The 12,544-nt window shown below is 47.2% G+C and carries 12 protein-coding genes; 3 read left to right on the top strand and 9 right to left on the bottom strand.

The features are described 5' to 3' along the window. Position 1: 1 nt before the first annotated feature. From ABEF84_RS08280 to ABEF84_RS08240, 9 genes are all read right to left on the bottom strand, one after another. On the bottom strand, positions 2-673 hold the full coding sequence (locus tag ABEF84_RS08280; RefSeq protein ID WP_347455562.1) for a 3-oxoacid CoA-transferase subunit A: 672 nt from the start codon (positions 671-673) through the stop codon (positions 2-4). A 24-nt stretch (positions 674-697) separates the two neighbouring features. After that, complete coding sequence (gene benE, locus ABEF84_RS08275; RefSeq protein ID WP_347452695.1) at positions 698-1,918, bottom strand: benzoate/H(+) symporter BenE; 1,221 nt, start codon at positions 1,916-1,918, stop codon at positions 698-700. Between the two features lie 44 nt (positions 1,919-1,962). Then, positions 1,963-2,748 (bottom strand): benzoate diol dehydrogenase BenD, encoded by a 786-nt coding sequence (gene benD, locus ABEF84_RS08270; protein ID WP_347452694.1) that lies wholly within the window; start codon positions 2,746-2,748, stop codon positions 1,963-1,965. 16 nt (positions 2,749-2,764) lie between these two features. Continuing rightward, complete coding sequence (benC, locus tag ABEF84_RS08265) at positions 2,765-3,781, bottom strand: benzoate 1,2-dioxygenase electron transfer component BenC (protein ID WP_347452693.1); 1,017 nt, start codon at positions 3,779-3,781, stop codon at positions 2,765-2,767. 86 nt (positions 3,782-3,867) lie between these two features. Beyond that, positions 3,868-4,377, bottom strand: a complete 510-nt coding sequence (gene benB, locus ABEF84_RS08260) for a benzoate 1,2-dioxygenase small subunit (protein WP_347473652.1) — start codon at positions 4,375-4,377, stop codon at positions 3,868-3,870. Continuing rightward, entirely contained in the window at positions 4,374-5,765 is a 1,392-nt protein-coding gene (gene benA, locus ABEF84_RS08255; RefSeq protein ID WP_034588186.1) for a benzoate 1,2-dioxygenase large subunit, read from the bottom strand. Before benA ends, benB begins: the two co-directional genes overlap by 4 nt. 79 nt (positions 5,766-5,844) lie before the next feature. Next, positions 5,845-6,765, bottom strand: coding sequence for a catechol 1,2-dioxygenase (gene catA, locus ABEF84_RS08250; RefSeq protein ID WP_347452691.1), 921 nt, complete (start codon positions 6,763-6,765; stop codon positions 5,845-5,847). Between the two features lie 149 nt (positions 6,766-6,914). Then, positions 6,915-7,205, bottom strand: a complete 291-nt coding sequence (catC, locus tag ABEF84_RS08245; RefSeq protein ID WP_347452690.1) for a muconolactone Delta-isomerase — start codon at positions 7,203-7,205, stop codon at positions 6,915-6,917. Between the two features lie 23 nt (positions 7,206-7,228). Then, a complete protein-coding gene (locus ABEF84_RS08240; protein WP_347473651.1) occupies positions 7,229-8,338 on the bottom strand; it encodes a muconate/chloromuconate family cycloisomerase in 1,110 nt (369 codons plus the stop codon). A 114-nt stretch (positions 8,339-8,452) separates the two neighbouring features. Between ABEF84_RS08240 and ABEF84_RS08235 the strand changes: the two genes are divergently transcribed. The 3 genes from ABEF84_RS08235 to ABEF84_RS08225 all read left to right on the top strand — a co-directional run bounded on the left by ABEF84_RS08235 (position 8,453) and on the right by ABEF84_RS08225 (position 12,521). Next, positions 8,453-9,367 carry a LysR family transcriptional regulator gene (locus ABEF84_RS08235; protein ID WP_347452688.1) on the top strand — a complete coding sequence of 305 codons (915 nt, stop codon included), beginning with the start codon at positions 8,453-8,455 and terminating at the stop codon, positions 9,365-9,367. Between the two features lie 416 nt (positions 9,368-9,783). Next, on the top strand, positions 9,784-11,145 hold the full coding sequence (locus ABEF84_RS08230) for an MFS transporter (RefSeq protein WP_347452687.1): 1,362 nt from the start codon (positions 9,784-9,786) through the stop codon (positions 11,143-11,145). Positions 11,146-11,243: 98 nt separating this feature from the next. After that, positions 11,244-12,521 (top strand): DcaP family trimeric outer membrane transporter, encoded by a 1,278-nt coding sequence (locus tag ABEF84_RS08225; RefSeq protein ID WP_347452686.1) that lies wholly within the window; start codon positions 11,244-11,246, stop codon positions 12,519-12,521. Positions 12,522-12,544: the final 23 nt, after the last annotated feature.

Genomic DNA, 12,544 nt, shown 5'->3' with positions numbered 1-12,544 from the left:
ATTACTGTACCGGTTGTACTTGGACAACGTGTTGGACAAAGATGCCCGGGGTAATGATGTGTTCTGGATCCAGCTCACCGAGTTCAACGACTTCAGCAACTTGGGCAATAGTCACATCTGCCGCCATAGCCATGATTGGACCGAAGTTACGTGCCGATTTACGATAGACCAGATTGCCCCAGCGATCGCCTTTATGTGCCTTGATCAGTGCAAAATCCGCTTTAATTGGATTTTCTAAAACGTAATCTTTGCCTTCATAATTCAGGGTCGGTTTACCTTCCGCCAGCAAGGTACCAAAACCAGTCGGAGTATAGATTGGACCAAGTCCCATACCGGCAGCCTGAATCCGGCAGGCCAGGTTGCCCTGAGGTACCAGTTCCAGTTCGATCTTGCCGGCACGGTACAGCTCGTCAAAGACCCATGAGTCTGACTGGCGCGGGAAAGAGCAGATAATTTTACGAACTGCGCCGGTCTTCAGCAGTTTCGCCAGGCCATAGTCGCCATTACCGGCATTATTGTTAACGATCACCAGATCTTTTACACCAAGCTCGATCAGGCCATCAATCAGTTCAGCAGGCTGACCTGCGGTACCGAAACCACCAATCATGATGGTTGATCCATCTTTGATTTGTGAAAGTGCTTCAACCAGTGAAGCAGAACTTTTATCAATCATAATCTTTCCTTTACTGCCTATCACTCAGGCACGTTTTGAATCAGAAGCTAAATTTGTTTGCAGTGAAGATTTCTTTGGGCTAAGTACAAAGTGCGCCAGCAGGCCGATACAGATGCCCCAGAACACGGAACTCATGCCCAACAGGCTCATGCCAGAAGCAGTAGCCAGAAAGGTAATCAGGGCAGATTCACGCTGGTTTTCGGTTTGCATGGCCACGGTCAGGTTGCTGGAAATTGCACCGAGTAAAGCCAGCCCAGCCAGTGCAGCAACCAGTTCTTTTGGAAACAGGCTAAACAGCAACACAATGCTGCCAGCAAACAGACCACCGAGGATGTAAAACAGGCCATTACAGATACCGGCAATATAGCGTTTGTCTTTGGCTTCATGCGCATCTGCACCCATACACAGGGCTGCAGTAATCGAACCAAGCACTGTAGTAATGGCGCCAAAACAGGCAAAAATCAGTGAGGTGATACTGGCAGTGGTAATAATCGGTTTGGCTGGAACGTTGTAACCGGACAGTTTTAATAAACTCATGCCTGGCAGGAACTGGCCCGACAGACTGACCAGAATCAGTGGGAGTGCCAAGTTCAGGGTAGAATTCCAGCTCCATTCCGGCTGGATGAATTGAGGAATAGCGATACTGAAATTCATGGTAACAGGCTGGAATTTGCCAAAAATCAAACTCAGGACCAGCCCCACACCCAGTACCCAGAGCATGGCATAGCGTGGGTTAAAACGTTTCGCGATCAGGAATACCAGCAGCATGCTGGTCACGATGATCGGCATGTTTTCGGTAGCAGTAAAAAGCCCCAGTCCAAAATTCACCAAAATCCCAGCCATCATCCCGGCAGCGACAGATTGTGGAATCAAGGCCAGTAATTTGTCGAAATAGCCAGTAATACCTATCACGAACAACACCACCGCCGTGGTGATATAGGCGGCAATGGCTTCATTCAGGGAAATTTCCGGAAACAGGGTCACCAGTAGGGCTGTTCCCGGTGCCGACCAGGCCATCACTACCGGGACTTTAAACTTCACCGACAGGTAAATGCTGGAAATGGCGGCAGCAATGGAAATGCCCCAGATCCATGAAATCATCATGGCAGGCGAGACCTGTGCCTGCTGAGCCGCCTGGAAAAAAATAATCAAGGGACCGGAATAGGAAATCAGCACGGCTAAAAATCCTGCCACCGTGGCTGAAATCGACCAGTCATCCTTCAGGGTTTGAAACAGGTGTGTCATTGCAGTTGCCTCCTTGCGGTCAATGAGCCTGTATGCAATCAGGTTTAACCCTGATCGCCGCCACCAACAGGAACTATAGTTCCAGTCATATACGATGCTTCATCTGAAGCCAGGAACAGAATGGCATTGACCTGTTCCTGGATCGTGCCATAGCGTTTCATATGGCTGCGATCCTTGGTCTGGTCGACCACATCCTGCATCCATTGTTCTTCCTGTTCGCTTAGCGGTTTGGCATTGCGTGGAATCTTGCGTGGCGGTGCTTCGGTACCACCTGTTGCCACAGCATTCACGCGGATACCATCTTTGGCATAGGCAAAGGCCAGGGAAGCGGTCAGCGCATTCACGCCACCTTTGGATGCTGAATACGGCGCGCGGTGAATGCCACAAGTCGCAATCGAGGACACATTCACGATGGTGCCATGCTGCTGCTTGATCATTTGCGGTAGCACTGCACGGCAGCACCACATGGTTGGGAACAATGAACGGTTCACTTCCTTGACGATTTCTTCTTCAGAAAATTCTTCAAAAGGTTTCATCCAGATCGCACCGCCAACATTGTTGATCAGCACATCAATACGTCCATAGGTCTCCAGTGCTTTGGCCATGACAGCCTCGGCACCAACATAGGTTTCCAGATTAGCCTTGACGATGATGGCATCACCACCAGTCGCTTCGATTTCTGCCAGGGTTTCCTGCACATAGTCCGAAATATCGGCCAATACTACTTGTGCGCCTTCAGTAGCAGCCTGGATGGCTACACCGCGGCCGATGCCTTGGGCAGCACCGGTCACGATTACGACTTTATTTAAAAATCTTTGACGTTCGGTCATGTCGAAATATCCTCAATCAGTTCGCTGAGAATTTTTCAAACAGGAAATTAGCTGGCTGGATACCTTCTGCTGACAGCCAGTTACGTACGGCATCTACCATTGGTACCGGACCACACAGGTAGATATCGACATCGCCACCATTCAGCCATTCATTTTCAATATGACCAGTGACATAGCCTTTGCGCTCGTGGCTAGATTCCGGGCTAGCGACCACAGTGCGGTATTCAAACCATGGCAGTTTGGCCTGCAGAGCATCTAGTTGTTCCAATGCCACCAGGTCAAAGTCATTGGTCACACCAAAGACCAGACGTACCGGATATTCTGAACCCTTTTCTTCCAGAACTTGGAGCATGGACAGGAATGGGGCTATCCCGGTACCGCCTGCCAACATCACCACTGGACGCACTACATTACGCAGGTAGAAGCTGCCGAATGGACCTGTAAACGTCATCTTGTCGCCGGCTTTGGCATTTTTACTGAGGAATTCACTCATTTTGCCGTTCGGCACATTGCGCACCACGAAACCGGTTAAACGGTTGCCTGGCTTGGAGCTAAATGAATAAGAACGGGTTTCAGTGGTGCCAGGAATGCCGACATTGACATATTGACCAGCTAAGAAGTGAATGTCTGGTTGGCCTTCATCCAGCTGGATATCAAAAGTAATGGTCGATTCAGACAGGTTTTCGACACATGCTAGCGTACCCTGGAACTGGTGAATTTCAGTTTTGCAGACATCAGAAGATGCCTGAATCTGGAATACCGCGTCAGAAGTAGGACGGCACTGACACGCCAGAATATAGCCCTGTTCTGCTTCTTCAGGGGTTAAAGCATCTTCAATATAAGTTTCTTCAGGCATGTCATAGCTGCCAGACTCACAAAATGCGCGGCAAGTGCCACATGCGCCGTCACGGCAATCCAGGGGAATATTGATTTTTTGGCGATAAGCTGCGTCGGAAAGCGTTTCGCCTTGCGCAACAGAGATAAAACGGGTGACGCCATCTTCAAATTGAAGTGCAACATTATGGTTTGACATGGCTGAGTGTCCTTAACAAATCTTTAAATCTGGGAGACCTCCAGCCAACATTCCATTGGGCTGGAGGGTTTTAGGCGATGGATAATTTAAATGTGGTAAATGTCGATCACCTGGTTGATGTAATCGTTTTTCAGCACCACATATTTGCTTAAAATCTGTGGTTGTTCGCCTGAAAAATCGATCACATAACGCGACATACCGAAGTAGCTGTAGCTGGTTTTGTAGCGGTAGCTCAGCGTGTTCCAGTTAAAACGGACAGTAACCTTGTTGCCATCACGCTCAACCACTTCGATGTTATTCACATTGTGGCAGGTGCGGGTATCTGGCATGGTCGCTGAAGAACGTTCAGTCTTGATCCGGAACACGCGGTCTTCTAGACCCTGACGATCTGGGTAATAAATCAGCGAGATTTCAGACTGTGGATCCTGGGTCAAAGTGTCATCATCATCCCAAGCTGGCATCCAGAATGAAGCGGTTGGAGCATAGCAGGTCAGCCATTCATCCCATTGCTCATCGTCCAGCAAACGCGCTTCGTGGTACAGGAACTGGGAAATCTGTTCGATGCCTACCTGGTTCAAATTTGCTGGTGCATTCATGCCACTTCTCCTTGTTGCTCAGCAGCTGCCAATTGTTTTTCCTTTGCAATTGCGTCTTTCATCATGTTCAGCCAGTGCTGGTGCTGCGCCAGATACAGTCCTTCATCTTCAGTTTTGATGCCTGACAGTTTTGGTTTCAGGCCGATTTCATTGGCTGCATCATCTGGACCTTGTACCCAGTGTTTGGCACCACGACACATGTCATTCCATTCCAGTTCGATGCCGGCATAACCTGCCTGGCAGGCACGGAATTCTTCCAGGTCATCCGGAGTAGCCATACCAGAAGCATTAAAGAAGTCTTCATACTGGCGGATACGGCGTGCACGTGCTTCCGGTTCTTCACCGACAGGCGCGATACAGTAAATGGTCACTTCAGTTTTATTGACAGAAATTGGACGTAATACACGGATTTGCGAACCGAACTGATCCATCAAATAGACGTTTGGATACAGGCACAGGTTACGTGAACGTTCGATCATCCATTTCGACATGGCTTCACCGAATTTTTCGGTATATTCTGCTGCTTTTGGATAATTTGGACGGTCTTCTGGATTCGCCCACTGGGTCCAGAGCAGCATGTGGCCATTTTCAAAGCCGTATGAACCACCGCCTTGTTTACCCCATGAACCCGCACTCATGGCACGGATGTTATCACCGGCCTGTTTTTCTTTACGTTGCTGGGTGGTTGCAGCGTAGTTCCAGTGTACGGCAGAGACGTGATAACCATCGGCGCCATTTTCAGCGGTCAGTTTCCAGTTACCTTCATAGGTATAGGTTGAAGAACCGCGCAGCACTTCCAGACCTTGTTCAGACTGACCCACGATCATGTCGATGATTTTGGTGGTTTCACCCAGGTATTCTTGCAATGGCAATACGTCTGGATTCAGGCTGCCGAACAGGAAGCCTTTGTAGTTTTCAAAACGTGCCACTTTTTTCAGGTCATGCGAACCTTCTTTGTTGAAGCAGTCTGAATAGCCGGCATCCACCGGATCTTTTACTTTCAGCAGTTTGCCGGAGTTGTTAAAAGTCCAGCCGTGGAATGGGCAGGTGTAGGTTGCCTTGTTGCCGCGTTTGTTACGGCACAGTTGTGCACCGCGGTGCGAGCAGGCATTGATCATGGCATTCAGTTCGCCATTGCGGTTACGCGCAATGATGATTGGCTGACGGCCAATATAAGTGGTGTAGTAATCGTTATTATTTGGAATTTGGCTTTCGTGTGCCAGGTAAACCCAGTTACCTTCGAAAATATATTTCATTTCAAGGTCAAACAGGGCCTGATCTGTAAATACAGAGCGATGTAACTTAAATTCGCCTGTTTCAAAGTTGTCTACAAGTAATTCATCAATACGATCAAGATGGCTGGTATTAATTACTGGAATACGTGGCATGTCCGTTCTCCGACTTTCCAAATTTTTTGAGAAGCTTCTGAGTGGTGGCATTCCTGCGACCACTCATACGCTCAGGGTATTAAGCGCTTGCGCGGCGGCGTTCTACTTCAGTAGAAGGTGCAGCTTCAGTTTCTTTCACAAGTTCGATGTTGAATTGGATGTGTTTGAATGGTTTGTCTACACCGCGACGCGCGATTTCAGCTTCGTCAGTTACATCTACAGCAGTTGCAACAAGGCCTTCACGGGTTGCGAATGCGAAGTCATCCCACAGGTATTGGTCACCTTCGATATTGAACTGAGTGGTTAGCTTGCGGTAACCCGGTGCAGATACAAAGTAGTGCACGTGAGAAGGGCGGTTACCATGACGACCTAACTTGTTCAGTAATGCCTGAGTGGTACCTTCTGGAGGACAGCCATAACCGACTGGCATCGTCGTTTGCGCAACATAACGGCCATCCTGGTCAGTGAAGATGGTGCGACGCAGGTTAAAGTCAGATTGAGACTTGTCGAAGAATGAGTAGTTGCCCAAGCTGTTGGCATGCCAAACTTCAACTTTTGCACCTTCGATGATGTTGCCATCAGTATCTGTCACGATACCTTCAATAAACAGGGTATCTACCTTGTCTGATTCAGAGCCGTCATCCATACGCGCAAAGCCAACTGATTCAGGTGCACCTGCGACGTATAAAGGACCTTCGATGGTACGTGGCGTACCGCCAGTAATGCCTGCTTTGGCATCTTTTTCATCTGCACGTAAGTCTAGGAAATGTTCCAGGCCTAAACCGGCAGCCAGCAGACCAAGTTCGTTGGCTTGACCCGCATCAGTCAGGTATTCCAGGCCTTTCCATACTTCAGACTGAGACAGATCCAGGTCTTCAATTGCCTGGAACAGGTCGGCTACAAGGCGTACGACTACTTGTTGAACGCGTTCATCCACTGGACCAGTTGCAGTGTCCACGTTCATTTTTTTCACTAGAGCATCGATTTCTTGACGGTTCATACTATAACTCCTTAAGTATGTTTGTTTTTTGGTGGCTGTTGTTTCAAATCACTTTTGAAACGTGGCTGCCACAGTCCTTGTTTGATTTACCCTCTGAATGGATTCAGATTTGGCTGACCCGGAATGCTCCAGGCCTGAGCCACAGTGGATCAGGTATCATCCTCACGGATGGAAGATGGGTGACGGTTAAGTGCCATCACTTCGATATCCATGTATGGATACAGTGGTAAGCCCTGCAAAATGTTGTGTAACTCTTCATTGCTTTCCACATCAAAAATACTGATGTTTGAGTACTGGCCGGTGATGCGCCAGATGTGACGCCATTTGCCCTGGCGCTGTAATTCCTGTGAATAGGCTTTTTCAACAGCCTTGATTTCATTTGCCTTTTCAGCTGGCATATCCAGCGGGATATTTACATCCATACGTACATGAAACAGCATGTCTCACTCCTTGATCCGTGTGCTTATTGACGGCGTAAGTTATCAATCTTGTCTTCGTCCATCTGGATCCCCAGACCGGCACCTTGTGGCAGGTGCAATTCAAAGTCATGGTATTGCAGCGGAGTTTTCAGAATCTCTTCAGTCAGTAGTAACGGACCAAACAGTTCGGTACCAAAGGCTAGGTTTTCAAAGGTCGAGAATAGATGTGCCGAAGCAATCGTACCGACTGCACCTTCCAGCATGGTGCCGCCATACAGGTCGATCCCTGCGAGGTTGGCAATGGTTGCAACATCACGACCTTCCAATAGGCCACCAGACTGGGCCACTTTCACTGCAAATACGGACGCTGCATTGGTTTTCGCCAGCTTATAAGCGGTGCTTGGGCCCATCAGCGATTCATCAGCCATAATGGCAATGTCAAAACGGCGGGTCAGGCGCTGCATGGCATCAATATTGTCAATTGCACATGGCTGTTCGATCAGGTCTACACCACCGGCTTGCAGCAGACTGATACCTTTGATTGCATCCAGTTCAGACCAGGCACGGTTCACATCGACACGGATGGAAACGTCATTGCCCAGAGCTTGCTTGATCGCCAGTACGTGTTCCACATCCGCTTCAACCGCACGTGAACCGATTTTCAGTTTGAAGAAGTTATGGCGTTTGGCTGCCAGCATTTTCTGTGCTTCAGCGATGTCTTTTTCAGTATCACCAGAAGCCAATACCCACAGCACCGGTACGCTGTCACGCAGACGACCACCGAGCAGTTCAGAAAGTGGTAGGCCTAATCGTTGTGCCTGAATATCCAATAGAGCAGTCTGGATTGCGCATTTGGCAAAGCGGTTGCCATTGATGTTCTTTTTCAGAACCTGCATGGTCTGCGCAACATTTTGTACATGGAGTGACTTCAACAATGGGCTGAAGTAAGTATCAATATTGGTTTTGATGCTTTCCGGACTTTCTTCACCATAGCCCAGACCACCAATGGTGGTAGCTTCACCCCAGCCAATAAACCCGTCCTGGGTTTCAATTCTGATCAGCACCAATGTCTGAGTTTGCATTGTCGCCACTGCCATCTTGTGAGGGCGAATGGTTGGGATCTCGACAAGCAACGTTTCTATTGATTTGTACATTTCCACTCTATGCATTCTTGCTTTGTGTATCTGATGTGAGATACCTTAAAAGAATCATAAATGGCTGTCGAAGACCATTTTTGCATTTTAATATATTTAAAAGGTATACATGTCATGGAGCTTAGACATTTAAGGTATTTCGTTGCAGTAGTCGAAGAGCAAAGTTTTACTAAAGCTGCAGAAAGACTTTTTATTGCCCAGCCACCATTAAGTCGTCAGATCCAGAACCTCGAATCCGAGCTTGGAATTTCATTATTTGAGCGGGGCAGCCGACCGTTAAAAACCACCCAAGCTGGACATTTTTTCTATCAGCATGCGGTCAAAATTCTGGCCAATGCGGAAGAAGTGAAGTCCATGACCAAGCGGATTGGTATGGTTGAACGTACCGTGACCATGGGATTTGTCGGTTCTTTGCTGTATGGATTGCTCTCCAGAATCGTCTATTTATATAGACAGCAACAGCCACATTTAAAAATTGAACTGGTAGAAATGACCACCATGGAACAGGTTAAAGCATTGAAGGAAGGGAGAATTGATGTCGGCTTTGGCCGTTTGCGTATTTCCGATCCGGCATTGAAGCGGATGCTGTTACGTGAAGAGCGTCTGGTGCTCGGTACACATGCCAGCCATCCTTTGTCGGCACATAAGGAAGGTGTGTATCTTGCTGATGTTGTTGATGAAAAGTTATTTCTGTATCCGAACCATACGACGCCAAGCTTTGCAACACAGGTACAAGGTTTGTTCGCAGAATACAATCTGGAACCGCAACATGTCCGTATTGTTCGTGAAATTCAGCTGGCTTTAGGACTTGTTGCAGCAGGTGAAGGGGTATGTATTGTGCCGGAAAGTGCGCGCTCAATTCAGTTAGCTCATCTTAACTATATCCCGATTTTGGATGAGAGTGCCGTCACCCCGATTTTCCTGACCATGCGTAATATGGATGAGAGTGAAGACATCATGTCTCTGTTTGATTGCATCTATCAAGTCTATGATTTAGAAGCAATTCGATATGATAGAAACAGTTTCTAAGCTCCATTAAATCGCTTAGCCCTTCCAGGTTTTAGACCTAAGTCTAATGCCTGGGCTAAATACATCTACTACTGCCTGCAAAAGAGATAGCTTCAGCTACGACTTAGGTTCACCCACCCAGTTTTTTAGATCAAAAATGCTTTGATCCTACTCTCTAAAACCTTCCCATCATTGCGCATCTTTATAATCTGACATTTAACCTTTCAGGTCTGATTCCAGTCTGATTTGAGAGATTATTTGTGCTGCTTTTGACAGAAAAATGCATTTTTCGAGTGAAAAAATCCCGCTGAAAGGCAGATTTTGCCTGCAATAAACTTTGAAGGTATAGATATAGATATATTCGGTTTTGGACATTTTTTCGGCCGTAATGCATTGTTGGCGCATACATTGGAACGTTGCATTTGCAGGAGGCAAAAATGGAAGCAACCAAAGTCAATATCAATACCCTGATTGATGAAGCAAAATTTACTCCTTTCCATTGGGGCGTACTGCTCTGGTGTCTGATCATTATTATTTTTGACGGTTATGACCTGGTCATTTATGGGGTGGCCTTGCCACTATTGATGCAGGAATGGGCACTGAGTGCCGTGCAAGCCGGGATGCTGGCCAGTACTGCATTATTCGGTATGATGTTTGGTGCCATGAGCTTCGGTACCTTGTCCGATAAAATCGGCCGTAAAAAAACCATCATGCTGTGTGTGGCGATTTTTAGTGGTTTTACTTTTTTAGGGCCTTTCGCTAGCTCGCCAGTTGAGTTTGGTATTCTGCGTTTTCTGGCTGGTCTGGGCATTGGCGGGGTAATGCCAAACGTAGTGGCACTAATGACAGAATATGCGCCAAAGCGTATTCGCAGTACCTTAGTGGCATTGATGTTTAGTGGTTATGCCATTGGTGGTATGACTTCAGCACTGTTAGGTGCTTGGTTGGTGCCACAGTTTGGCTGGAAAATCATGTTCTACATCGCCGGTATTCCATTCGTGGCTTTGCCTTTAATCTGGAAATTCCTGCCTGAATCACTGATGTACCTGACAGTTAAAAATCAGACCGAGCAGGCACGTGGCATCATTAAAAAGATTTCACCTGCACAAGACGTGACTGAAAATACCCAGTTTGTCCTGAATGAAGTGAAAAAAGGCGATGAAGCACCGCTGAAAGCCTTGTTCCAGAAAGGTCGTACCTTCAGTACTTTTATGTTCTGGATTGCTTTCTTTATGTGCCTGTTGATGGTGTATGCGCTAGGTAGCTGGTTGCCAAAACTGATGATTCAGGCCGGTTATTCGCTTGGTGCCAGTATGATCTTCCTGTTTGCCCTGAATATTGGCGGTATGGTCGGTGCCATTGGTGGGGGCTATCTGGCAGATAAATTCCATATCAAAAAAGTGCTTACCATCATGTTCCTGTGCGGTGCATCAGCCTTGATTCTGCTTGGTTTTAACAGTCCACAGTTTGTGTTGTATACCCTGATTGCCATCGCGGGTGCAGCAACCATTGGTTCACAAATTCTGCTGTATACCTTTGTTGCGCAATATTACCCATCGACTGTGCGTTCTACCGGTATGGGCTGGGCATCAGGCATTGGTCGAATCGGTGCCATTGTAGGACCAGTATTAACAGGCGCATTGCTCACTATGGAACTGCCACACCAAATGAACTTCTTCGCCATTGCCATTCCTGGTGTGATCGCTGCACTGGCAATTTTCCTGGTGAATCTGAAAGCCTCTGTGGATGGTGAAGTCCAGACGGAAACACGAGTTTCAGCTACACCTGTCACTGAATAAAAACTTCAACAAGACTCAAAACCCATTTTATAAACGCCTGAGATAGCCATGATTGGCTATCTCTCAGGAGAGTTTTAACTTTAAAAAATGAGATTAGGATGAAAACCTTCAAACCGAATTTTAAATTAAGCCTGTTAGCCGCGGCTGTGACAGTTTCTATGCCAGCATTTGCTAATACTAACCAGCAAGCAGAAATCGATAGCCTGCGTCAGGAAGTTCAGGCCCTTCGTGCGCTGATTGAACAGCAGCAAGTACAACAAACGCAAACCTCACAAGCTGTGGCACAGATTCAGGAAAAATCGCCTGTAGCGCCTGCAACATCAGTGGCAACTTCTACAGGCACAGCATTTAAAGTCTATGGCAATGTCCGTCTGGACGCGTCTTATCAAACTGAAGGCAGTGCAGTAGATCGGTTATATAACAACATTAATAAAGTACCGCTGGAAGGAAATGGTGAAGCTAGTGAACGTTTTAAATCAACCTTAGCCGCAACCCGTTTAGGTATGGATGTGAAAAGCCAGCTGAATGGACAAGACGTTGGAGGAAAAATTGAAGTCGATTTCCTCGGCGGGGCCAATTTTGATAATTTGCGGATTCGCCATGCCTATATGAATTATGGCAACTGGCTGATTGGTCAAACATGGTCTAATTTCGCCGTACCGGATTATATGCCAGAAACCATTGATGCCTTGGGCTATGTTGGTGGTGCAGTCACCCGTACACCTCAGCTGCGCTATACGCAGAATCTCGGCTCTGATACGTCGTTAGTACTGGCAGCTGAAGACCCGAAGGATAAAATCTCTAATACTCGTATTCCAGCAGTCACTGCACGTCTGAATCATCAAATTAATGAAGATGGGCGTATCAGTCTGCGTGCCTTAGCTAATGAAAAAAGAACCGATGCTGATGAAAGCATGGCTTGGGGGCTAGGACTTGGTCTGCAATACAAATTTGCACCAAGTACGACCTTGAAAGCAGATTATTATCACGTCAAAGGCGATAGCAGCTTTGTGTCTTGGACCAATCCGGGCATCAGTAAAAATGCCGCGGGTGAGATACTGGATGAAAATGAGTTTGACTCCATTACCGTGGGTTTAACCCAGCAATTTAATGAACAGTGGCGTGGCACACTGGGTTATGGCTATATGAAATCCGATGTCAGCGACCGTTATAAAACTGGTGCCGGGTTAAATCTGTTAGAAGTGAACAAAGAACTCTGGCAAGGCTGGGCCAACATTTTCTATAGTCCAACTAAACCTTTAAGCTTTGGCTTGGAATATGTTTATGGAGAGCGTGAAGCTGTTGTGAAAGCAGCAAATGGTAGCAATACAGGTGAAGACAACCGTATTAACGCCGTGGCGATTTATAACTTCTAACAGCTGTTTTATATAGTATTGAA

It is taken from the genome of Acinetobacter sp. ANC 7912 (assembly GCF_039862785.1).
GTDB classification, from domain to species: Bacteria; Pseudomonadota; Gammaproteobacteria; order Pseudomonadales; family Moraxellaceae; genus Acinetobacter; species Acinetobacter thermotolerans.
This window is presented reverse-complemented; position numbering and strand designations above follow the sequence as displayed.

Coding starts and splice junctions, on each gene's coding strand:
- ABEF84_RS08280 (WP_347455562.1), bottom strand. CDS start 673: ATGATTGATAAAAGTTCTGCTTCACTGGTTGAAGCACTTTCACAAATC.
- benE (WP_347452695.1), bottom strand. CDS start 1,918: ATGACACACCTGTTTCAAACCCTGAAGGATGACTGGTCGATTTCAGCC.
- benD (WP_347452694.1), bottom strand. CDS start 2,748: ATGACCGAACGTCAAAGATTTTTAAATAAAGTCGTAATCGTGACCGGT.
- benC (WP_347452693.1), bottom strand. CDS start 3,781: ATGTCAAACCATAATGTTGCACTTCAATTTGAAGATGGCGTCACCCGT.
- benB (WP_347473652.1), bottom strand. CDS start 4,377: ATGAATGCACCAGCAAATTTGAACCAGGTAGGCATCGAACAGATTTCC.
- benA (WP_034588186.1), bottom strand. CDS start 5,765: ATGCCACGTATTCCAGTAATTAATACCAGCCATCTTGATCGTATTGAT.
- catA (WP_347452691.1), bottom strand. CDS start 6,765: ATGAACCGTCAAGAAATCGATGCTCTAGTGAAAAAAATGAACGTGGAC.
- catC (WP_347452690.1), bottom strand. CDS start 7,205: ATGCTGTTTCATGTACGTATGGATGTAAATATCCCGCTGGATATGCCA.
- ABEF84_RS08240 (WP_347473651.1), bottom strand. CDS start 8,338: ATGTACAAATCAATAGAAACGTTGCTTGTCGAGATCCCAACCATTCGC.
- ABEF84_RS08235 (WP_347452688.1), top strand. CDS start 8,453: ATGGAGCTTAGACATTTAAGGTATTTCGTTGCAGTAGTCGAAGAGCAA.
- ABEF84_RS08230 (WP_347452687.1), top strand. CDS start 9,784: ATGGAAGCAACCAAAGTCAATATCAATACCCTGATTGATGAAGCAAAA.
- ABEF84_RS08225 (WP_347452686.1), top strand. CDS start 11,244: ATGAAAACCTTCAAACCGAATTTTAAATTAAGCCTGTTAGCCGCGGCT.